This window comes from Granulicella rosea (assembly GCF_900188085.1).
GTDB lineage: Bacteria > Acidobacteriota > Terriglobia > Terriglobales > Acidobacteriaceae > Edaphobacter > Edaphobacter rosea.
Genome location: NZ_FZOU01000001.1, coordinates 470,636 through 492,532 on the forward strand (window position 1 = coordinate 470,636; position 21,897 = coordinate 492,532).

Sequence of the window (21,897 nt, forward strand, 5' to 3'; positions counted from 1 at the left end):
TCCGACCGGAGCCATGACTGTAAGCTCTCCCTCTCTCGTTCTTTCAATTTTGAAAGGCCTGTTCTGCTCCGAGAAGCGAATCAATTCTTCGTCGGTCAGAGCGACCGCCGGGCGAAGGATGATCGGGAGCGAAAGACCTTCGAGATTGAACTGCACCATGTAAGCTCCGATGCGGCTTTCTTGAAATCAACCTACCACTTCCTTACCCAAACAAATGCGGTACGAACGAGCTCAAATTATCCGTAATCGGCCCGACCGACTCACGAATCCCCATGCCGCCGCACTCCTGGTCGATCATCCACAGGCCAAGCACCGGGTAGCGCGGCTGGCCGGTCGTCGTATCCGGAAAGACGCATGCGGGGGCGAGCGCCTGGTAGATAAACCGGCCATCGCCGTAAGGGCCGTCCGTCGCGATGGGCGCGGCGTTCGGCTGCACGATGGTGATGTTCGCGCCTTCGCGGGAGTAGATGGGCTTGCGCACATAGCTGCCCATGCTGCCGGGCGAGTCGAAGTGCGCCTCCAGCAACAGCGGGTGGTTCGGGTACAGCTCCCACAGGATCGGCAGAATGCCCTTGTTCGAGAGCAGCAGCTTCCACAGCGGCTCGATCCACGTCATCGTCCGGTAGACGTCGAGCGCGTGCGGACCGAACTCCTCGCCCAGCATCGCCTCCCACGGGTACAGCTTGAAGATCGACCGGATCTCGCTCTCCTCCGGGTCGGCGTCGACGAAGCACGCGCGGTCGGGATTCCAGCCGATGTCCTGTAGCGCGATGCGCTGGGTCTGCAGCCCGGCCTGGTTCGCCGTGTCCTGCAGGTAGGTGACGGTCAGCAGATCCTCCGGCTCGTCCGTCCCTTCGAGCGCTGCGAAGTAGAGCGGCTTGTCCAGATAGTCGGCCACGTCCTTCCACTTGGCGATCAGGCGCTCGTGCAGCGAGTTGAACTGGTCCGGAGTGGCCGTGAACTGTCGGCCCACCTCTTCGAGCCAGTGCCACTGCACCACCGACGCCTCCAGCAGCGAGGTCGGCGTGTCGGCGTTGTATTCGAGCAGCTTCGGCGGGGCGTAGCCTGCGCCGGCCCATGCGATGTCGAAGCGTCCATAGATCGCCGGCGGCTCATGCTCCCACGCCCATTCGAGCATCGGCACGGCGTCGGCGGGAATGGCCAGCTCGGCGTAGCGCTGCTTGTCGATGACATGCTGCGCGGCGGCCAGGCACATCGTCTGAAGCTCGTTCGCCGCGGCTTCGAGCGTGTCGACCTCCGCGGCCGTGAAGCGGTAGCAGGCGGACTCATCCCAGTAAGTGCGCGGCGCCATGATGGCCGGCGAGTGGTACGTGAGGCCGACGGATTCCACTTTGCTCTGCCAGTCTGGACGAGGCTTGATCGAGATGCGCTGCATTGGCCGGTTTCCCCCTGCTAGCTATTCTCCGCCACCGCCGCCTTCTCCGCCACCGCCGCCGTGCGAAGATCCGAATCCGCCACGCGTGGTTCCGGTGGAGTAACTCGCGCCGGCCATCGGAGTGTAGTCGCCGCCCGTGACGATCGTCCCCGGCGCGTAGCTTCCACCGCCGCCGTAGTAGTAGCGGTAGGTCGGGTAATAGACGACGCCGGAGCCGTTCTGCACCGGCTGCTGCTGGCCGTTCGCCTGGCAGAAGTGGTCGTCGACGACGCGGTTCTGCTCATCGACGCAACGCTGCATCTGCGGACGCCGGCAGCCCGTGGTCAGGATGACGACCGCCGTGGCGGCTAGAAGGGGCGCGTAGACGTGGAGAGAACGCTTCATCGATGCCTACGAGATTAGCTGCCCGCATCAAGAATGACAAAGATAGCTCCGCCTGCGAGTATCCAGGGACCGTACGTCTCCCCAAATCCATTGCGGTGGGTGAGGTGACGCAGAGTGCCGCCTATGGTCTTGTTCCGAGGATTTTTCCGGCTACTCCGGCGGACAAGGGAGTAACCACTGGAGCGGCCTGGCCAACGATCTCTACAATGGAGCTGCTCCCCGTGTTTCCGATCCAAACGTTTCCTGATCCGTCCAGAGCAATGTCGGACGGGTAGTTGAGGATGCCACTGTCTTGGAGATACGGCGATCCCGACCGAGGTACGCCTGTATTCGAAAACTCGGATATCCCAGGATCGTTGATGGTGTAGTTCGCAATCCACACATTGCCGTCACCGTCGATCCCGATCCCCTCCGGAGTATTGATACCGCCACCGGTGAAACTCTCACACGAACCGGTTGCCGACCATCGCTGGATCGAGCTGCCCCCTGAGGAGGTACTGCTTGTCGTCCAGACGTTATCGCTGGCGTCTACGGCTACCCCCGTATAAAAGCCGGAGCCAATTCCCAGGGAAGTGTTGCACCCTGTCCGGAAAATCGAGATTGGGACGTCAGTATTCGTAAACTCCGCAAGACCCGGACCGTTCGTAACCCAGACATCTCCAGACTGATCGAACGCAATGGAATACGGACCCGACTCCTCCTGGTTGAAGGCGAGAAATCCACCCGTTGAGGAAAGCTCTGTGAGGCTGCCGTAAGTGATGGCGTTTTTCCCGATATTATATTGAAGGCTGGTTACCCAAACATTTCCTAACCCGTCAATGGCGATGGCGTCAGGAACTTGAATCTGGCCTCCCGGAGTCGTATACGGTCCTGTACCTGCGCTTGATATGACTGTCCCATTACTGGATAGTTCAGTAACACTGTTGCCAGACTTATTTGCTATCCATGCATTTCCAGATGCGTCGATTGCTATGCCGTCGGCATAGTTGAGTCCGCCGCCGACGTACCCGTTATTCCCGGAGAGCAGGGCGCCAGAGCTTCCCATCTTCGTGACTACGTTCTTATTTTGGGAGCTTGTCGACCAGATATTCCCCAGGCCGTCAATCGCCATGTGCCCGCCAATCGCGTTGCCTGGAGCTGTAAATGTGATCGCGATAGCGAAGTCATGGGGAACGCCGGATAGTACTGGAGCAAAGGGCGCTGCCGCGTTTGCGTTGTTAAATAACGCGGCGACGTTCGCCCCGGAATTATGGGCGATGTTGATCGCAGCCGTGGCTGTATCGCTGCCTGCCGTCGCAGTCGAACCCCCACTTTTCGCATTCGAGAATAGCGTGTTGCACGGAGTCGAAGATGGACCTGTCGTGTTCACGCAGGCAGCCAGCGTGTTCGCAAGACTGTTGATTGTCGCTTGCGGAGCAACGCCATTACCGGCCGGGGTCGTCGCCAAAGCCGTGCCCGATCCGAGGTCAACCAGATTTGCCGCATTTTCGAACGCGTTTGCGATACCGATCTGCGCAAGCGCAGTGCCTGAACTGGACACGTGGGTCGCATCGCTGGCGAAGCCCGCAAAAGCATAGGCTGCCGCGATCGTGGAGACCTCATTAATCGATACATAAGGGATCGTTGAAAAATTACCCATAGGCGGGCAGCTGCCAAGAATCGCCATCGCTCCTACCGCGGAGTTGATGCCTGCTCCCGGGTTGCCGCCGAGCGCATACATATAGACCTGCTGACCGGGCGTGCAGGAGACTGAGATGTCGAAATCGCCGTTGGCATCGGTAGTGCTATAGAAGAAGCCATTGGTCGCGCCTCCACTGGCGTCTAACGCCGTACTGCCGGGAACACTGGTGAGGAGCGACAAGGATGCATTCAACGTCGATGGAGCAATGCCGTTTCCGCCGTAGCCCGTCGTGTTAGCGGCTAATAGATAAATATGTGCGCCGGCGATCGGCTGCTGGCCCCCGTGAACCTCTCCCTGAAGGCGCTGGCTACTCACCACATGCGTTGTGGAAGGACTGGCGGCATCTTCGGTCATCGCACAGCCGACAAGAAAAAGGCTCGACGAAAAAAGCACAATAACCGCAAAGCGCATAAGTCGGCTCCGGAAACAATCTAGTCTAGATGCTCGAATACGGGGCCCGACTGTACGTGTTGCAGCTAACATACAAGATCGGCGGCAAATAGGAAAGAAGATTGTCAGGTTGGCGATATTCTGCGCATTTAAAGAAATAAAAAAAATAACGGCGAAACAAGTTCGACCGCTCGAGAGCGGTCGTATAAGTAACTACTTCCCTGGCGGCACGAGCTTGATCTCAAACACCGCCGGCCAGTGTTTGCCCGTGACGAACAGGCGGTCTCCCTTGGCGTCGTAGGCGATGCCGTTCAGCACGGACTCGGCGTTCACCTTCTCGTCGTCCGGCAGCAACCCGGTCAGGTCGATCCAGCCGAGCACATGGCCGTCCTTCGGCGAGATGCGCGCGATGCGCTCCTCATGCCAGACATTCGCGTAGATCTCCCCCTTCACCAGTTCGAGCTCGTTCAACTGGCTGATCTCCTTCGCGCCGTCGTGAACGTCGATGTGCCGCGCCTCGGCGAAGGTCTTCGGGTTGCGGAAGCGCAGCGTGGACGAGCCGTCGCTGGTGACGATCTCCTTGTCCGTGCGCGTCATGCCCCAGCCTTCGCCCGCATAGGTGAACGTCGCGACCTGCCGCAGGCTGAAGCGGTCGAAGACGAAGCCGGCGTGCGTCTGCCAAGTCCACTCGAGGATGTTCGGCCCGAAGTCCACGATGCCCTCGCCGAAGTACTGCGGCGGAATCGTCTGCTGCTGCAGAGGCTTGCCGGTCTTCGGCTCGATGACCAGGATGGACGAGTGCCCGTTCAACCCAGTCGACTCATAGAAGAGTCCGTTCAGGTAGAAGAAGCCCTCGGTGAAGCTGTCCGTCGAATGCGGATAGCGGGCCACGACCTTGTAGCCGTAGACAGGCGTCGCGGCCAGAAGATCGCCGGCGAAGAGAACAAACGCAAAGAGGAGAGCATGGGAAAACTGAACGGAGCGTCGCATGGGGTCAGCGCTTGGACCACAGGCGTGTGCAGTGAAGTTCAAAACCCGCTACAGATCCCGTTCCTTTCACCACATCCGGGCGGTCGAAGGTTCGTACCGCACTTCCTGCGCTGTAGACGCTGATGTTGCCGTCGATCGGGTCGACGAGCCATGCCAACTCCGCTCCGTTGTCGAGCCAAAGCTGCATCTTGGCTTCGAGCAGACGGCGAGGGTCCGTGCGAGAGCGGACTTCGATGATGAACTCCGGACAAAGTGGCAAAAATCCCGCCTGCTCTTCCGCACTCAGCAGGTCCAGACGAGAACGAGCAACCCACGCCGCGTCCGGTGCAAGACAAGAGCCATCGGGCAGACTGAAACCCGCGTTCGGACCCGCCGCCACACCGCGGCCATCTCGCTCGGCCCATTGCAGCAGCTCCGAGGCGACATACAGCTCATGGGTTCCACCGGTGAATCCTACAGGCGTCATGATGGTGATCTCTCCGTTGCGATCGCGCTCGATCTTATACGGCTTGTTGTCCGCGGAAAATCGCATCAACTCGTCGTCGGTGAGCGTTGCGGAGGGACGCAGGGAGATGGGAGGGACCAGACTGGTCAAATTGAGCGACATAGCGGCTTCCTCCCTTGCAATGAGACGATCTTACATCGACCCTGCGGATGGTTGTCATGAGGGAATGGATGTCGCCTGCCCGGAGTGAACCCTCCGGGAAGGCGACCGGCTTACTTCGCGTCCGAGTGCTGCAGCGAGCAGCAGGCATCGGTCCGGCCGCAGAGGCACTTTGCCTCAGCCGCCGCCGTCTGACTGCGCTCGGCGTAGAGCTTCTGCGCGGCGATGAGGCCATCGCCGAACTTGATCCCTGCCTGCGGAATCGACTTCACGATCACCTGTTCGAGCGCGCCGATCAGTGCGATCGTGTCCATGTAATCGAAGAAGCCGAGGTGCGCGATGCGGAAGATCTGCCCCTTCATCTCGCCCTGGCCGTTGGTGATGATCGCCGCGAAGCGCGACTTCAGCTCCTTGACGAACAGGCCCGAATCGACGCCCGCGGGCGGCAGCACGGCGGTCGCGGCGGACGACGGCGCATCCGGCGCAAACAGCGTGCAGCCCAGCGCCAGTACGGCAGCGCGGGTCATCGCGGCGATCGTCTCGGCGTTCTCGACCAGCTTCTTGCGGCCTTCGACCAGGTCGCCAGCCGGATTCTCCGCCGTCGCAGCCTGCCCGGCGATGTAGTCCAGCGCAGCGCCGAGCGCGGCAATCAGCGCGACGGCAGGCGTGTAGGCCGACTCACCCGCGCGTGCATTCTTGCGCTCCTTGCGCAGGTCGAAGTAGTAACGTGGATTGTAGGTCGCCTCCATCCGGTCCCAAGCGCGCGGGCCGACGGCCAGGTAGCTGAGCCCCGGCGGAATCATCACCGCCTTCTGCGAGCCGCCGATCAGCACGTCCACACCCCACTCGTCCATGTCGAGGTGCGTCGTGCCGAGACCGGTGATGGCGTCGACCACCAGCAGCGCCTCCGAGTGTGTCTCCTTCAGCAGCTTCGCGACTGCGGGCACGCAGTGGCGTACGCCGGTCGAGGTCTCCGTCGCCTGCATGAAGACAGCGCGGGTCTCGAGCTTCAGCGCGGCCTTGACCTGGTCGAGCGAGAACGTCTGGCCGTACGGCGCGGAGACGACATCGACCTCGCAGCCGAAGGCCTTCGCCAGCGCGGTCCAGCGCTCGCCGAACTTGCCCGCCGTCAGCACGAGGACGCGGTCGCCAGGCGACGTGAGGTTCGACACAGCCGCTTCCATGGCGCCCGTTCCGGACGACGAAAGCACAATGATGTCGCCGGTCTTGGTGCCGACGAACTCCTTCAGTTGCTTGAGCACGCGCGTGTAAAGCGCGCGAAACTCGGCGGTACGGTGATGGATATCAGCGGCAGCCATGGCGAACTGCGCCGCGGGCAGCAACGGGGTGGGACCGGGCGTGAAGAGTCGTGTTTTGCGGATCATAGTCATATTGTATCGGCCCGATAGAGACCCATTGGCCGGTCCGACCTCACAATCCGTGAGTTTTACGCACGATTCACGCGTATTGCGTGCCCAGCCTGTGGGGGAAAGCTGTCTCCACACAGGATTCGGCGCCTCGCGGCCCGACGTATGATGAGGAAGAGGATCTTGGAATCATGAGCGAACAGGAACAGTTGAGCATCGGCGCACGCATCGGCAAGGACATCATCGTCGCGATGAAAGCGAAGGACGAACACCGCCTCACCACGCTGCGGATGGTGAAATCCGCGTTGAAGAACAAGGAGATCGACAAGCGCGAGCCGCTGACCGATGCCGAGGAGCAGCAGATCCTGACCACGCTCATCAAGCAGCGGAAGGAGTCGATCGAGTCCTTCACCAAGGGCGACCGCCCGGAGCTGGCCGAAAAGGAAAAGACCGAGATCGGCATGATCGAACCCTACCTGCCGCAGGAGGCCAGCGAAGAGGATGTCCGCGCGATCATCCTCGGCTCGCTGAACCACCTGGCCGCCGACGCCGGCGGCGTCCGCCCCGGCCCACGCGACATGGGCGCGGCGATGAAGGTCATCCGCCAACGCCTGCTCGCCAGCGGCATTCGCGCCGATGGCAAGGTGGTGAGTGAGATTTTGAAGGTGGAGCTGGGGAAGTAAGACATCCCAGAAATCGATTTCGGGCTTATACTTCCGCTATGGCGATGACCTCTTTCAATATTTCGCTCTCCGACACGATGAAGGAGTACGTAGAAAGCCGCGTCTCGCAGGGCGATTACGGCACTCCGAGCGACTTTGTTCGCTCTTTGATTCGTCGCGATAAGGAGCGCCGTATCGCGGCGCTTGAGGACGAGCTATTGGAAGCCCTCGACTCAGGCGTGATTGAAGTCAGTCAGGATGAATTGACCGGTGGCAATCTTGTGGAGATTCTCCGGGCGCGCTCGGCATAATTATTCTTCAGATGAAATCGGCAGGAGTGGGTATTAGCTGGATATGACACCCCAACGACCCATTCGCCCCCAGTTCACACGCGCGGCAAGCGCGGCCATGATCGAACAGTGGGACTATTACAAGGAGCAGCAAGGGATTGAACTGGCGAATCGCTGGCGGGATGCGGTTGCCGACACGGTGAAGTCCTTGCTGGTGTTTACCGAGCGTGGGGCACGGTGCAGACTCCCCAATAAAAGACTCCGACGTTTGAGATGGATACCGGTCCCTCACTTCCCTTACCGGGTGTTTTATCTCTTCGATCCCGATTCGAGAGCTTTGCTCGTCGTTCATCTGCTTCACAATAAGCGTGACATCGCGGATTTGCTAATGGAAGCGGTGAGCGAAATGGACGAGGACGTCTCCGATCCAATGAAGGGGGAGCCGGGGAAGTAAGACGCTGGTTCTTTTTGCGCGTCGCGGCGCCGCCGAGACGGCCGCCCGCGGCCGGCCTCAACCCTGGCTACGAAGCGGCTCGGTCAATTCGAAGAGATTGCCCCAGGGATCGGCAAAGAAGGCGACGCGGAGACCGATCGATACAACATCGTGTGGCTCGCTGACGATCGCGACTCCGCGACGCTTCAACTCGTCGACCGCAGCATCGACGCTTGCGACGTGCAGCCCGACATGGTGCCAACCCTGCAGTCCATAGCTGGAGCGAAGATCCGCATAGGTTGGACGTTCGTCCGCGCCGGGGCCGGCCAGAAGCTCAAAGCTGATTCGATCGTCTCCCGCAGGCGAGAGAAAACCAAAGGTGAGTCCGGCGAGAGGCAGAGAATGCTTCAGCCGGAAGTCGAGCTTTTCGCCATACCATGCGACCGCAGCCTCGAAGCTGGGGACACGGAGGGCGATATGCTCCACCTTCCAGGAGGCGAACGGGCTGGCTGAATCGGCAGGCTGCGAAGTCGTTATCGGCATGTTTTTCTTCCAATCGGCACGGTTCAGAGCGACTTCAGAAAGGCCAGCAGGGCGGCGTTCGTCGCGGTGGGCGCCTCGAGCTGTGGCCAGTGCCCGACGCCTTCCAACATCGTAAAGCTGCGAAGGCCGGGGAGGTTGGCCCGCATCGATTCGGCATTCGGCTGCGCCACCATGTTCAGACCGTCCTGCATACCCGCCAGGAACATCGAGGGCTGGTGAATCTTCGCCCCCGCAAAGGCGGACGAATGACGGGTGAACGGCTCGAGTGAGCGGTAGTAGTTCAGCGCCCCATGAAATCCGGTGCGTTCGAACGCCGCCACAGCCTCCGCGATGTAGCCTGCGTTTGCTTCGATCGTTCGGGAATCCGCCGGGGCGGGACGTAACAGACTGCGCGTTGGGTCGAAGGGATTCCAACGGCTCTCGTCGGGCGCTTCTCCGGAGGTCCAGTAGATCATCCCTGGAACCGTCACCGCCGCATCCGACCAGGCCGCATCCGACTCCGGCCTCATCATGTGAAACCAGTAGAAGTCGTCTTTCCCCGCGGCGCGAAGCCTGTCCAGAAAGCTGGGTCCTCCCAGCGGCCGGAACTGAACGCTCAGACTGCACACGGCGGTGAAGCGATCAGGCCTCATCATCGCGGCGTTCCAGGCGATGTTGGCCCCAAAATCGTGGCCGACGACGGTTGCCGTCGCAACGCCAGCCGCATCGAGCACCGCCACAAGATCGCCGACTGTCTCGTACGGCGTATAGGCTTCGGCCTCCACCGGCGCGGAACTCGACCCGTAACCGCGCATATCGAGCGCGATGGCCCTGAACCCCGCGCCGGCGACCGCCTCCATCTGCGCCTTCCAGCTCGACCAGACCGCCGGAAAGCCATGGCAAAAAAGAACCGCCGGCCCTTCCCCCAACTCAAAGAAATGTAGCGAGATTCCGTTTGCTTCTATGGCGCGATGCGTCATCGTCACTCCGATTCTCCGAATTGCAGCTTCTTCGTTTCAAGCCACGAGCGTATTGCCTGGACCAACTCCAGCTTGCGCTCCAGCGGCAGCCAGTGCCCGGAGGGCAGACTGACGATGGAGAGGTCGGGGCAGGTGTTCCGCATGGGCTCTCCCAGGCGGCTGTGAGTGATATCGCATATGCCGTCGAAGTCGCCGTTGACGAACAGGACCGGCTGACGCAGGCGGCCTCCATCAGGAGCTTCGTGAGCGTAGGAGATATTCGCGGCGTCGTTCAGATACCAGGCGTTGCCGGACCGAAAACCCGTGACTCGAAACGCCTCAACCAGGGCTTCGAAGTCGTCGACCGGCCAAAGCGCTGGATCCGGTGAAACCGCCGGGGCGCGATGCGCCGCGCCGAACCAGCCGCCATTGTGCGTGACGAGCGCGGACCGGTAGACCTTGCCCACGGATGCCGGATCACCGCTGCGGTAGATCGCCGAAAGCGCCGCCGCGACGTCCGCGTCGAAGTCGGCGACCGTCTGCTCGAAGTGGTTGGAATAAAACCGGTAGTAGTCCCACTGCCCGTCCGGATACTGGTCCGCGGGATAGACCGTCCGATCGATCCACGGGAGAAGGCTGGGCAGCGCGAAGCTCTCCGGAGAATAAGGTACGGAGACCAGCACAAGGCCGCGGCAACGGTCCGCATGGTGCGCGGCCAGCGCACCCGCGACGGGACTCCCCAGATCGTGCCCCACCCAGATCGCCGGCGCCGCTCCGAGATGATCGTGCAACGCGACCATATCCTCCACGATCTCCCGCAGAGCGTAGGCCTGCGGATCAGCCGGCGTCGAGGAGCCGCCGTAGCCGCGCATGTCCGGCGCGATACATCTCCAGCCTTCCGACGCGAGAGCCTCCATCTGCTTGCGCCACATCAGGCCGATCCCAGGCCAACCGTGGAGAAAAATCATCAACGGTCCATTCTTCGGCCCCGCTTCCCAGTAGTGGGTCGTATGCCGGGGCGAGCGGAGATATTCGTCCCTGATTGTCGCCATAATTCACGTCCCTCATGTCGTATGATCGCGGGACCGGGAAGAAGGATTCGCATTCGATTCGATTTGGCAGCCCAGCGGACTGCCACACGCTCATACGCCGCCGCTCTTTCTTCTTCGCCGGCATGCGCTATCTCGCCGCCGGCCAGCTCATCACCAACCCACCTACAAGCGTCCGCCCTGGCAGGGGTACGCCCGGCGTCTCCTGGTAGCTGGTATTGCTGAGGTTGTCCATCCTTAGATAGGGGCGGATGAGGCCCTGGCTGCGGGCGAGGGCTACGCTCCACAGCGGGTAGGGCGACTGGGCGGTCTTCTGGATGACTCCCAGTTGGGTGCGGGCCGAGAGCTGGTGGCGCACCGTGACCGCGTAGGCCAGCGAGGCGTTCTGCGCGGCGTAGTTGTAGGCGTACTCCGAGATGAGGCCGGCGGGCGGCGGCGTGGCGTGGATGAAGGTGTAACCGAGGTCGATGCGCTGATCTCCCCGAAGCGTGTAGGAGAGAGCCGACTCCGCGCCGGTGTAGGTGATGTGGTTGACGTTCGTGGCCTGCCACGGAGCGGTGAGCGCGTACTTGGAGTAGTCGATGCCGTTCGACTGGTGCATCTGGAAGGCGGTGGCCGAGGCGTGCAGGCGGGCGTGCGTCCAGTCGAGGCCCTCCTCGAACGACTGCGAGGTCTCGGGCTTCAGGTTCGGGTTGCCGATGGTGGCGGGGTCGGAGTAGTAGAGGTCGAGGTAGGTGGGCAGGCGGAAGCCGTGGCCGTAAGCGGCATGCGCGCGCAGGCCATGGCCGAAGGCGTATCCCGCCGCCGCGCTGGGCGAAAAGACGGCCGTGGGGCCTCGATAGATCTCCTGCCGCGCGCCGACCGAGAGCGATAGCCGCCCCAGCGCGTGCGCCGACAGATTGACGTATCCCGCGCCCTGGTTGCGGGCGTGGTGGCCGAGGTTCGAGCTGAGGATCGAGTCGCCGTCGGCCTCGACGCCATAGGCCAGGTCGAGGTTCGCGGCGAGGTGGCTGGTGTGGCGCAGGTCGGCCTGCCAGGCGGTGTCGATGTGGTTGTTCCGGTAGTAGTTGGGGTTCGAGGCCAGCAGGACGAAGAGGTCGGTGTGGCGCCGGTAGGCGAAGTCGGCCAGCGTGTCCCGGGCGATCTCCTGGCGGATGGCGCCGTACCAGCCCTTGGTCCGCTCCTTCGAGTCGTAGTCGCCATAGAAGAGGTTGGCGCCGTAGGGCCGGTCGCTGGCGGCGAGCAGGATCTCGGTCTGGCCGATGGGGCTGAGCAGAAAGGTGTCGGACGCGGCGGCGAGCGAGTGGTAGCCGCGGTCGTTGGCGCCCTGGTAGAAGAAGCCGTCGGAGGCGTCGCGGCTGGCGGTGATCTGCTCGGAGTTCAAGACGCTCTTGGGATTCGCAAGGTAGGCCGCGCGGAGATGCTGCTCGTTCTCGTTGTAGCTGCCGCCGCCCAGCCGTATCTCGGCGAAGGTGCGCGGCGCGGGCGCGGTGATGAGGTTGACCGCCCCGCCGATCGCGTCCGAGCCGTAAAACGTGCTGCCCGAGCCATGCAGGACGTCGATGCGCGAGATCGCTTCGAGCGGCACGGTCAGGTCGAGGTTCAGGTGCGCGGTCTCTGGGTCGTTGACGCGCATGCCGTTGACCAGCACGAGGGTCTGCTCAAACGTCGTGCCGCGGATGGAGATATCGGCCTGGACGCCGCCGGGGCTGCGCTCCTGCAACTGAATCGACGGGTCGAGCCGGAGGTAGTCCTCGACGGCGTTGAAGAGCGGCTGCCGTGCCGGGTCGGCGAGGTCGATGAGCCGGACGGAGCGGTCCGGATCGGCGAGCGGCAGGGGCTCGGAGGAGGTTGTGACGTCGACCGTCTGGGCTACCGGAGGGAGGACAGGCTGCTGAGCGGCAGGGGCGCTTTGCGCGAACGCGGCGGCGGGCGTGAGGCAGGCGAGCAGGAACGGAAGAGTCTTCATAGGGCCAGAACCATCATGGGCGATGAGCGCGTGGGCGAGCGGGTAGTTTTCGACTGGCTCAAATAGTTGAAATGTAAACTATACGCAGATGCGCATCGACCAGTTTCTGAGCCAGAGTCCGATCTTTCAGACCAACCGCATCGCACGGCGGATGGACGCGGCGCTGAACCAGATTCTCGCGCCCGAAGGGCTGACCGGGTTTGAGGCTCTGGTGCTGTCGGCGATCTTCTTCGAACGGCGCGGCGCCATCAAGCCGTCGGATTTGTCGGCGACCTTTCAGACCACGCGTGGCAATGTGAGCCACTGCCTGTCGTCGCTCGAAGCCAAAGGGCTGGTCCGGCGGCGGATCGACCCGGACGACGCCCGGGCGTTCCAACTGATGGTCACGCCGCCGGGCAAAGCGAAGGCGGTGCGTGTGGTGGGGATTCTCGACCGCGTGCAGCGAGAGCTCGAAGCGACGATGGGAACGGAGGCACTGGCGGCAATGCTGGAGCGGATGAACCGCACGTCAGCGCTGTGCGACACTCTCGCCCGGCGCTAAGCAGCACGCAAGAGGCTACAAGATTCCACCCTCCGGCCAGTTTCGCCAGTGCGTATTGGGCGGGAGCGAAGGACGGTAGAGCGACGTATCGCCGGTAGCGAGAACCTGCGCAAGCTGTTGAAAGGTCTCCGATCCGTTTGGCCGGACATCCTCCTCGACGACATTCGGATGGTGCCACGCCTCCAGTTGAAAAATTTGAGTCATCGACGGCGGAACGCTGAGCCGCCGCTCCTGCGCAGTAGCGAGGACCGAATCGCGAGCAACATCGGCGGCAAACCGGGAAAGTTCGAAGACCTTAATGCGAGGCGAGGCCTGAAGCTCGATCTCTCGCTTCGCGTACTCCGCAAGCGCGGGAAGCGGCAGCGTATGACCACGCATGATGAACTCTTTCGCTCCTGCGGCGACCAGCTCGCAGTCCTGATCGTCCTGCCATTCCCCCGCCTCGATTGGGAAGACGAAGCGGGATTCATTGCTTGGATTGTTCGCAAGGTATTGGTAATAGGCCTTTTCGTTGACATATTTTGCCGGGGAATCGCGGTCGTGCAGGGCATTCGAGAAGGTGTAGATATGCGTGTCCGGCAGTTCGCTGCGAGGCGAGAAGCCAAACACTTCGATTACTATCGCCCACTCCTCCGTCCCCCGATAAAGCGAGAGACGGGTTGCCGCCAGATAAACGTATCCGTTATCCAGCATGGGAAATGTGAAGCGGTCACAGCAACGATCGAGAATGGCGAGGATCTCGTGCGGGTCGATGGCCATGAGCCAATTATCGTACGGGCGGGTCAGCCTGCTCGCCATTTACTCCCGGATGATCTTCACAAATACGCCATCCGGCAGACTCGCGTTTCCCAGCAGATGAACAACCCCATCCTTGGTCAATCCCCGCAGCATCGCCCCGGAGGATGGAGCGGGCGAGGCCGGACGTGGCGCCGGCGAGGCAGCAATCGGCGGGCGCAGCGGCAACGATTCCACCTTCGTGCTGAGAGCGGGAGTAGAGCCGCCGCGCTTCATCCCGCGATCCATCGCCTGGTTGGCGAGCGCGTCGGCCTCCTTATTCTTGTGGCGCAGGGCGTGCGAGATCTCGAAGGCATCCAGCTTGGCGATGCGGTTGCGCGCCTCCTGCCAGAGCGGCTTCAGGTCGGGCGAGTTGACCTTGTATTTGCCCTGAATCTGCTTCACCATCAGCTCGGAGTCCGACACCACCTTCAGCCGCGAGTGGCCGTTTTTGAGCGCATAGTCCAGGCAGGCCAGCAGGCCGGAGTATTCGGCGAAGTTGTTGGTGCGGATGCCGAGGAACTCGGAGAGCTCGGCGAGGGTCTTGCCCTGCGCGTCGGTGACGAGGGCGCCAAAGCCCGACGGGCCGGGGTTGCCGCGCGAACCGCCGTCGCAGTGGGCGTGAATCCAGTCTTGTTTGGCCGTGGAACGTGCATCGGGGAACAGGGTGCTCATTTTGTTAGTTTATCGGGTTGGACCGGGAGGAAAACGCCGGGGGCTTCCTCAGTCGCTCCTGCTCATACACGCCCCAAAATCCTGTCATCCTGAGCGGAGCGAAGGATCTGCTTCTCGCCGGAGATGGCAAGGATCGGAATCGGTGGCCCAACGAGCGAACAGCAGATCCTTCGGCTGCGCTGCGCTTCGCTCAGGTTGACAGACATTTGGGGTGAGACAAGAAGAAGGCATGGAAGCGGCTTGATGACCTTTTCCCCTTCCGCCTGTCTATTGCAGTGAGTTTCGAATTCTGACTCCGGAGTCGGATAAAAGCATGGGCGCAGAGGCGTTAGGGTTGGACCTGACGGGAGTGGTGTCTTCATCTCCCGCATACGCAGGGGTATCGGTTGGCCACGTCGCTACCCGGATTCGCCCCATTGGAGCCGGAAGCAGCGTTCCGGCGGTAGAATCGTCGTCAACGATGGCAAAGGCGGCGACTCAGCTCGGATCACGCAACGGCGGCAAGCTGACGCAGGCGCAGATCGAGGCGCGCGCGCTGCAGCGTGTGGAGGACGACGAGTTGATCCGGGAGGCGCAGCGCGGCGAACGCGCGGCCTTCGACTCGCTGGTCCGGCGGTATGACCAGAGCGTGCTCCGGCTGGCGCTGCACATGCTGGCCAACGAGCAGGACGCGCAGGACGTCCACCAGGAGGCCTTCATCAAGGCCTACCGGCATCTCGGCAACTTCCGCTTCGAGTGCTCTTTCTATACCTGGCTGTACCGGATTGTCACGAATCTCTGCCTCGACCAGTTGCGCCGGCGGAAGTCGCGCCGCGAGGATCCCGCCACCGCGATCGACGCGAGCGGCGACGAGATGGACCTGATGGCGAACATCACCGACGACCGGGCGATGGCGAATCCGGGCCGCGAGCTGGACCGGAAGCTGATGGCCGAGCGGATCGCCGGCGCGCTCGACAAGTTGACGCCGCGCGAGCGCACGGTCTTCGAGCTGAAGCACTATCAGGGTTTGAAGCTGAGAACCATCGGCGAGATGTTGAGCACGACGGAGGAGACGGCGAAGAACACGCTCTTCCGCGCAACGCGCAAGCTCAGGCTGAATCTGGCCGAGCTGCGGGGCAGTAAGCAGTAGAGGTTGGAAAGACGGAAGCAGATCCTCCGCTTCGCGAAGGATGACAGGTTCTGGAAGTAGTTGGTTGTGGAGAGAGCAGTAAGTGCGGTTTGTAAGTCGAGACAAAAAACGGGCATAAGACCCGATGTAAGTGCAGGACAATTTTTGAGGCTGGTAGAGGTAACGCGCGATGAATTGTGAAGTAGCACGGGAAAATATCGTATTGGCGGCGTATGGCGAGCTGCCGGATGAGCTTGCCGTCGGCCTGGAGCAGCACCTTTCCACCTGCGAAGAATGCGTGGAGGAGTGGCAGTCGCTCGAAGCGATGGGCGAGGCGCTGGCCTTTCATCCGGTGCTCGAGCCTTCTCCGAACCTGCTGGCCGCGAGCCGCATGCGTCTGGATGAGGCGCTCGACGCGATTGAGCCGCATGGCTTCCTGACGCGTCTGCGCGGCAACATGTTCGCATGGCTGGGTCATGTACAGAGCGCACCCGCGCTGGCTACCCTGTTAGTCGGCCTGGGCTTTCTCGGCGGAAACTTCACGTACCGGTACCAGGTCGCGCATCAGCCCAAGCTACCCAACGCCGTCGTACTTTCGAACCCGACCACCGGCACGGTCGCCAATGTAAGTGGCATTGTGCAGACGCCTAACTCGAATATCGTGCAGGTGAGTTACAACCGCGTGGTCGAAGAGAAGGTACAGGGCTCGCTCGACGACCCGCAGATCCGCCAGCTTCTGATGCTGGGCACCAAGGCGGCGGCGAACAACGGCGTGCGCGTGGACTCGGTCGCGCTGTTGGCCGATGAGTGCAGAGCGGGTAAGCAGTGTACCGGCGAGGACGCGGGCAGCGGCATTCGCGGCGCGCTGCTGGTGAGCCTGCGCTATGACAAGAATCCCGGCGTGCGCGAAAAGGCGCTCGAAGGTCTGCAGCCCTATATCGGCCAGGACCAGCGGGTGCGCGACGCCGTGCTCGACGCCCTGATGCACGATTCGAACGCGACTGTTCGCACCAAGGCGATCGGCATGCTGCAGCCGGTGCAGTCGGATTCGAGCGTTCGCCAGGTGCTGCGCACGGTCTCGACGACGGACGAAAACCCGTATATTCGGACCGTCAGCACACAGGCCTTGCAGGGTTCGGCAAGCATTCAGTAGTTCTCTGCCGGACAAGATATTGCCAGATTCAACGGTTGCCCTTGCAGGGATCGGCCAGTATTCAGTAGATTCTCTCTACACAGACAATTTCAGACGGCCTTCCCGGCCGTACAGGTTCAGGCAATGAAGAGGGTTTCAGGGTGCGGGTTGGTGGTGGCGGCGGCCGGTCTGCTTTGGACGCAGTGCGCCCCGGCCTCCGGCTTTGGCGGAGGGCTGGCCGGGAGCAGCGCGTCCTCTCACACGCCCGGATATCTCGGTGTGGATGTGCGCGACGTCGGCGACGACCAGGTGAGCGTGCTGCACCTGAAGGACGCGCGCGGCGCGGAGATCATCCGCGTCGACCATGACGGCCCCGCCGGAAAGGTCGGCCTGCGCGAGCACGACGTCGTGCTGCAGATGAACGGCAAGACGATCAACGGGCAGGAGCAGATTCGCAAGATGCTGCACGAGCTTGGCCCCGGCAAGGCGGTCACACTGGTCATCAGCCGCGACGGCGTGCAGATGACCCTGACGGCGCAGATGTCGGACCGCGAACTGGTCGAGCGGCAGGCGTGGCAACAGCACCTGAAGGGGGTCGACCCGGGTGTGTCCGCCGAGGCGTCCACCGCGTCGGTCGAAAACTTCACCACCGGTACGACCCCCTATCCCACGCCGCTGCATCCCGGCCGCGGCTTCCTGGCGACCATCCTGATGAGCCCCGCCTACACCGGCGCGATGCTCGAGATGATGGGTCCGCAGCTTGCGGTCTTCTTCGGCGCGCCGGACGGCAAGGGCCTGCTGGTCCGGTCGGTCGAACCGAACAGCCCGGCGGCGCAGGCGGGCATGCGCGCGGGCGACGTCGTTCTGCGAGCCAACTCGTTGACGCTCAGCAAGATGAGCGACTGGGGCAAGACCATCCACGACAGCCGCGGACGCGCCGTGACCGTGACCGTCCTGCGCGACAAGCAGGAGCAGACCCTGACGCTGGTGCCGGATGAGAAGCGGCGGTCGAGCGTGGAGATGCCAGGGTTGCCGTGGTCGAAGGCGCGCGGTGAGCGGTCTTCCCTCTGACCTGACCTTCGATGCTGTCGTCCTGAGCGGAGCGAAGGATCTGCTTCTCGCCCGAGGCGACGCCGCCACAGAAAAGAAAGCAGATCCTTCACTGCGTTCAGGATGACACGTCTTACTCTCGTGTCTCCACGAACGCCGAGAGCCGTCCACGCAACCAAACGAGGTTTATACTTTAAGACACCATGGCTGAAGCTACGACCACTGCGCCTGCGGGCCAAAAGACAAACGGCGCCGGACGCACAATGACAGGACGCCGCCGCTGGAAGGCGGTCACCCGCAAGCTGCGCGAGCTGGGCTCCATCGGCTCCGCGCTGGCCGGCACGGGACACCCCTACATGGCGCACATCGTGCCCATGCGCCGCTGCAATCTGGCGTGTACCTACTGCAACGAGTTCGACAACTTTTCGAACCCCGTGCCGATCGAGGAGATGGAGCGCCGCATCGACCATCTCGGGCGGCTCGGCACCTCGGTCATCACCATCTCGGGCGGCGAGCCGCTGCTGCACCCCGACCTCGACCGCGTCATCGCGCGCATCCGCAAGACCGGCGCCATCGCCGGCATGATCACCAACGGCTACCTGCTGATGCCGGACCGCATCCAGCGGCTGAACGACGCCGGGCTGGACCACATGCAGATCTCGATCGACAACGTCATGCCGGACGACGTCTCGAAGAAGAGCCTGAAGGTGCTGGACGCCAAGCTGCGCATGCTGGCCGAGCATGCCGACTTCCACGTGAACATCAATTCGGTCGTCGGCGGCGGCATCGCCAATCCGAACGACGCGCTGCAGATCTCCGAGCGCGCGCTGGGCCTCGGGTTCAGCTCGACCATCGGCATCATTCACGACGGCAGCGGCCAGTTGAAGCCGCTCGGCGAGTCGGAACGCACGGTCTGGGACCAGGTGCGCAAGCTCACCCGGCGCAGCTACTCCCGCTTCAACCACTTTCAGGAGGCGATCGCCAACGGCAAGCCGAACGACTGGCGCTGCCGCGCTGGTTCACGCTACCTGTACATCTGCGAGAACGGGCTGGTGCATTACTGCTCGCAGCAGCGCGGATACCCCGGCGTGCCGCTCTCCAGCTACCAGACGGCCGACGTCAAGCGCGAGTTCCTGACGGAAAAATCCTGCGCGCCGAACTGCACCATCAGCTGCGTCCACCAGGTGAGCTACATCGACCACTGGCGCGCGCCGCAGAAGACGCACGTGACGCCTCCGGGCGCAGCCGCACATGGCGACGTTTCGCCGCTGGTACAGATTCAGTAAAACGTATTCAGGCTTGGTGGCGGGACGGAGGAAAGCAGATCCTCCGCTATCGCGAAGGATGACAACCAAAATGCCGCAGGACGTGTTGGAACTTATACAAATCGACCTGGCGCCGAAGAAGCCAGTCCGCAAACCGGAGTGGCTGAAGGCCAAGGCGCCCGGCGGCGAGACCTTCCACGCGCTCAAGAAGCTCGCCCGCGACCTGAACCTGCACACCGTCTGCGAAAGCGCGCAGTGCCCGAACATCGGCGAGTGCTGGAATCAGAAGGCCGCGACTTTCATGATGCTCGGCAACCTGTGTACGCGGCGCTGCGGCTTCTGCGCCGTGCCCAAGGGCAAGCCCGAACCGATCGACCATGACGAGCCTCGCCGCGTGGCCTATGCCGTGGCGCAGCTTGGCCTGGCGCACGCGGTCGTCACCTCGGTCAACCGCGACGACGACAACGTCGGCGCCGCACGCGCCTTCGTCGAGGTGATCCGCGAAATCCGCCTGCAGGCGCCCGGCTGCCGGATCGAGGTGCTGACGCCCGACTTCCAGGGGCAGGCCATACCGCTCCAGATGGTGGTCGACGCGAAGCCCGAGATTCTGAACCACAACATCGAGACGGTTCCGCGGCTCTACCGCGTGGCGAAGTCCGGCGGCAAGTACCCGCGTTCGCTCGCCTTCCTGGCCGGCGTCAAGGAGTTGAACCCCGAGCAGGTGACCAAGACCGGCATCATCGTCGGCATGGGCGAGGAGATGCATGAGCTGCTCGCCGTCTTCCGGGACCTGGCCGACCGCAAGGTCGACATCCTGACCATCGGCCAGTACCTGCGTCCATCCAAAGACCACCTCGTCATGACGCGGTTCTACACGCCGGACGAGTTCGAGTTCCTGAAGCATGAGGCGCTGGCGATGGGCTTCAAGCATGTGGAGAGCGGCCCGCTGGTGCGCTCCAGCTACCACGCGCACGAGCAGGCGCAGTCGACCGGGCTGGTCTAGATCGGATCTCATCCCGGCATGCTTCCAGCGCGAAATTTGCCCTGAACGCCATGCGGGTGGCGGGCAGCCGATCCTACACTCTGCCCGCCACCCGCACGTTTTGTCTAGCGATCCAGCTTCAGATGATCGCGCCGGTTCTGCTGCCAGCATGCGTCGTTGTCCTCGGTGCAGAACGGCTTCTCCGAACCGAAGCTGACGACCTTGATCCGGCTGGCGTCCAGCCCCTGGGCGATCAGCTCCTTCTTCAACGATTCCGCGCGGCTCTGTCCCAGCGCGAGGTTGTACTCCTCCGAGCCTCGATCGTCGCAGTGCCCTTCAATGAGGATCTTCATCCGCGGATGGCTCTGCAGGAACGCTACGTCCTGCTCCACGGCAGGCTTATCCTCGGCGCGCAGATCGAACCGATCGTAGTTGAAGTAGATGTCCTTCACATGCTGCGCGAAGAACTCCTCCTCGCTCATCGTCGGCGGCGCCGTGGGAGCGGGCGGCGGAGGTGGCTGGGTCACGGTGACGCGTGTGCTGGCCTGCACCGACGCTCCCGCCGCGCCCGACGCCGTGACGGTGTAGTCGGTCGACCGGCTGGGAGCGACGCTGCGCGAGCCGGTTGCGGCAACCGTGCCCAGGCCGGAGATGGTGACCTGTGTGGCGTTCGAGGTCGTCCAGGTCAGCGTCGTGGTCTGTCCGCTCAGAATGGCAACCGGAGAAGCCGTGATGCTGGCCGTCGGCACGGGCGGCGGCGGAGGTGGTGGAGGTGGCGGCGGGACGGCTTTCTTATGGCATCCCGCGAGGGCAAGCATGGCAGTGAGGGCAACCGCAATCAACCGTTTCCGGGAATGTTCGGTGTTCAAGTTAGATCTCCTTATGGTTCGTGGTGCGGATCGTTTTTCGCTCGGGGCGCGGAGAGAGTCTGCCAGGCGCGATCGACCTATTGCGGGGTAACCAGCAACGCAGTCTCGGACTGCGCCCTGGTCACGCAGCGAAGACGCTCGCCCTTCGATGGCTTATAGTCCGACAGCTTGACGACGCCGTTGTCGGTATCGACGATGGTGTCCTCGGTCAGCATGACCTGCTCCGGTGCGGGCGTCTCCGTCTTCAGGGTGAGGCTGTGTTTGTGGTGGTCGAAGCCCTCGACCGTGCCGGCGGTCCTCTTCACCGGATCCGGACCGAAGTCCTTGATCGCAACCGCCGTCGGCCGGTCGAAGCCGAAGTAGAAGACGGCGACATTCGAGCCCACGTTGCTGAAGCCCGCGACCGGAACGGTCTTATCGCGCAACGGCTTCGCGAAGGACAAAGCCGGCTCGGGCGAGGCGACCTCGTGGAAGACGATCGTGGAACCGTCGGCCACCTTCAGCGTCAGGGTCTTGTCCCTGGCATTCACGGCCGTCACCTGGCCGGTGCGCGTATGAATCACCTCCTGCGCACCCGCTGGCAGGCAGATCGGCCCGAGACAAAGGCACCCGCCGAACGCAAGCAGGACAACGTTACGCTTCGTCGCCGGGACGAAGCTCTCCATCGAAACCGAGACCACGCAGAGCACGAAGAACAACAGCAGAGTATCCATGGAAAGACCCTCCCTCGGGGGTTTGCCGTGTACGAGACGGCGCTTCGCCCGCCAGATTGGCAGGCGCGTGCGGAACGGACTGCATTCCGCAG

23 protein-coding genes are annotated in these 21,897 nt (G+C 62.7%); 9 read left to right on the forward strand and 14 right to left on the reverse strand.

Features of this window, described 5'->3' with window-relative positions; genetic code table 11:
- Positions 1-202: 202 nt before the first annotated feature.
- The 6 genes from CHB87_RS02170 to CHB87_RS02195 form a co-directional block, all read right to left on the reverse strand.
- On the reverse strand, positions 203-1,396 hold the full coding sequence (locus tag CHB87_RS02170; RefSeq protein WP_089406730.1) for a glutathionylspermidine synthase family protein: 1,194 nt from the start codon (positions 1,394-1,396) through the stop codon (positions 203-205).
- 21 nt (positions 1,397-1,417) lie between these two features.
- Positions 1,418-1,780: a hypothetical protein gene (locus CHB87_RS02175; RefSeq protein ID WP_089406731.1), complete on the reverse strand. Its 363-nt coding sequence runs from the start codon at positions 1,778-1,780 to the stop codon at positions 1,418-1,420.
- A gap of 121 nt (positions 1,781-1,901) precedes the next feature.
- Positions 1,902-3,872 carry an NHL repeat-containing protein gene (locus tag CHB87_RS02180; protein WP_089406732.1) on the reverse strand — a complete coding sequence of 657 codons (1,971 nt, stop codon included), beginning with the start codon at positions 3,870-3,872 and terminating at the stop codon, positions 1,902-1,904.
- 192 nt (positions 3,873-4,064) lie between these two features.
- A complete protein-coding gene (locus CHB87_RS02185; RefSeq protein ID WP_089406733.1) occupies positions 4,065-4,841 on the reverse strand; it encodes a glutaminyl-peptide cyclotransferase in 777 nt (258 codons plus the stop codon).
- A gap of 4 nt (positions 4,842-4,845) precedes the next feature.
- Positions 4,846-5,448, reverse strand: a complete 603-nt coding sequence (locus tag CHB87_RS02190) for a Uma2 family endonuclease (RefSeq protein WP_089406734.1) — start codon at positions 5,446-5,448, stop codon at positions 4,846-4,848.
- Positions 5,449-5,558: 110 nt separating this feature from the next.
- A complete protein-coding gene (locus tag CHB87_RS02195; RefSeq protein ID WP_089406735.1) occupies positions 5,559-6,830 on the reverse strand; it encodes a pyridoxal-phosphate-dependent aminotransferase family protein in 1,272 nt (423 codons plus the stop codon).
- Positions 6,831-7,003: 173 nt separating this feature from the next.
- Between CHB87_RS02195 and CHB87_RS02200 the strand changes: the two genes are divergently transcribed.
- From CHB87_RS02200 to CHB87_RS02210, 3 genes are read left to right on the forward strand one after another with little or no spacing between them, the layout of a single operon-like run.
- Complete coding sequence (locus tag CHB87_RS02200; protein ID WP_089406736.1) at positions 7,004-7,495, forward strand: GatB/YqeY domain-containing protein; 492 nt, start codon at positions 7,004-7,006, stop codon at positions 7,493-7,495.
- 38 nt (positions 7,496-7,533) lie between these two features.
- Positions 7,534-7,785, forward strand: coding sequence for a type II toxin-antitoxin system ParD family antitoxin (locus CHB87_RS02205; RefSeq protein ID WP_089406737.1), 252 nt, complete (start codon positions 7,534-7,536; stop codon positions 7,783-7,785).
- Between the two features lie 43 nt (positions 7,786-7,828).
- Positions 7,829-8,218 carry a type II toxin-antitoxin system RelE/ParE family toxin gene (locus tag CHB87_RS02210; RefSeq protein ID WP_089406738.1) on the forward strand — a complete coding sequence of 130 codons (390 nt, stop codon included), beginning with the start codon at positions 7,829-7,831 and terminating at the stop codon, positions 8,216-8,218.
- A gap of 57 nt (positions 8,219-8,275) precedes the next feature.
- On the opposite strand, the gene CHB87_RS02215 is transcribed toward CHB87_RS02210, so the two are convergent.
- The 4 genes from CHB87_RS02215 to CHB87_RS02230 form a co-directional block, all read right to left on the reverse strand.
- Positions 8,276-8,740 (reverse strand): VOC family protein, encoded by a 465-nt coding sequence (locus CHB87_RS02215; protein ID WP_089406739.1) that lies wholly within the window; start codon positions 8,738-8,740, stop codon positions 8,276-8,278.
- 23 nt (positions 8,741-8,763) lie between these two features.
- Positions 8,764-9,699 carry an alpha/beta fold hydrolase gene (locus tag CHB87_RS02220; RefSeq protein WP_089406740.1) on the reverse strand — a complete coding sequence of 312 codons (936 nt, stop codon included), beginning with the start codon at positions 9,697-9,699 and terminating at the stop codon, positions 8,764-8,766.
- 2 nt (positions 9,700-9,701) lie between these two features.
- A complete protein-coding gene (locus CHB87_RS02225) occupies positions 9,702-10,730 on the reverse strand; it encodes an alpha/beta fold hydrolase (protein ID WP_089406741.1) in 1,029 nt (342 codons plus the stop codon).
- A gap of 127 nt (positions 10,731-10,857) precedes the next feature.
- A complete protein-coding gene (locus tag CHB87_RS02230) occupies positions 10,858-12,696 on the reverse strand; it encodes a TonB-dependent receptor plug domain-containing protein (RefSeq protein WP_089406742.1) in 1,839 nt (612 codons plus the stop codon).
- An 88-nt stretch (positions 12,697-12,784) separates the two neighbouring features.
- Here CHB87_RS02230 and CHB87_RS02235 point away from each other — a divergent pair, with 88 nt between their 5' ends.
- On the forward strand, positions 12,785-13,237 hold the full coding sequence (locus tag CHB87_RS02235; protein ID WP_089406743.1) for a MarR family winged helix-turn-helix transcriptional regulator: 453 nt from the start codon (positions 12,785-12,787) through the stop codon (positions 13,235-13,237).
- Between the two features lie 15 nt (positions 13,238-13,252).
- Here the strand turns inward: CHB87_RS02235 and CHB87_RS02240 are convergent, their stop codons facing one another.
- Together CHB87_RS02240 and CHB87_RS02245 are read right to left on the reverse strand one after the other, a co-directional pair.
- Positions 13,253-13,996 (reverse strand): DUF7003 family protein, encoded by a 744-nt coding sequence (locus CHB87_RS02240; RefSeq protein ID WP_089406744.1) that lies wholly within the window; start codon positions 13,994-13,996, stop codon positions 13,253-13,255.
- 39 nt (positions 13,997-14,035) lie between these two features.
- Positions 14,036-14,686, reverse strand: a complete 651-nt coding sequence (locus CHB87_RS02245) for a ribonuclease HI family protein (RefSeq protein ID WP_089406745.1) — start codon at positions 14,684-14,686, stop codon at positions 14,036-14,038.
- Between the two features lie 460 nt (positions 14,687-15,146).
- Here CHB87_RS02245 and CHB87_RS02250 point away from each other — a divergent pair, with 460 nt between their 5' ends.
- From CHB87_RS02250 to lipA, 5 genes are all read left to right on the forward strand, one after another.
- The gene (locus tag CHB87_RS02250) at positions 15,147-15,815 is read left to right on the forward strand and encodes an RNA polymerase sigma factor (protein ID WP_245817767.1); all 669 of its coding nucleotides are present in this window, start codon (positions 15,147-15,149) and stop codon (positions 15,813-15,815) included.
- Positions 15,816-15,984: 169 nt separating this feature from the next.
- Positions 15,985-16,947 carry a HEAT repeat domain-containing protein gene (locus tag CHB87_RS02255; RefSeq protein WP_089406747.1) on the forward strand — a complete coding sequence of 321 codons (963 nt, stop codon included), beginning with the start codon at positions 15,985-15,987 and terminating at the stop codon, positions 16,945-16,947.
- A gap of 123 nt (positions 16,948-17,070) precedes the next feature.
- Positions 17,071-17,997, forward strand: a complete 927-nt coding sequence (locus CHB87_RS02260; protein WP_089406748.1) for a PDZ domain-containing protein — start codon at positions 17,071-17,073, stop codon at positions 17,995-17,997.
- Positions 17,998-18,239: 242 nt separating this feature from the next.
- The gene (locus CHB87_RS02265) at positions 18,240-19,262 is read left to right on the forward strand and encodes a radical SAM protein (protein WP_089406749.1); all 1,023 of its coding nucleotides are present in this window, start codon (positions 18,240-18,242) and stop codon (positions 19,260-19,262) included.
- 70 nt (positions 19,263-19,332) lie between these two features.
- A complete protein-coding gene (gene lipA, locus CHB87_RS02270; protein ID WP_089407483.1) occupies positions 19,333-20,244 on the forward strand; it encodes a lipoyl synthase in 912 nt (303 codons plus the stop codon).
- A 104-nt stretch (positions 20,245-20,348) separates the two neighbouring features.
- Here the strand turns inward: lipA and pal are convergent, their stop codons facing one another.
- Both pal and CHB87_RS02280 read right to left on the reverse strand, forming a co-directional pair.
- On the reverse strand, positions 20,349-21,092 hold the full coding sequence (gene pal / locus CHB87_RS02275) for a peptidoglycan-associated lipoprotein Pal (protein WP_142988169.1): 744 nt from the start codon (positions 21,090-21,092) through the stop codon (positions 20,349-20,351).
- A gap of 77 nt (positions 21,093-21,169) precedes the next feature.
- Positions 21,170-21,805, reverse strand: a complete 636-nt coding sequence (locus CHB87_RS02280; protein WP_089406751.1) for a hypothetical protein — start codon at positions 21,803-21,805, stop codon at positions 21,170-21,172.
- Between the last annotated feature and the right edge of the window lie 92 nt (positions 21,806-21,897).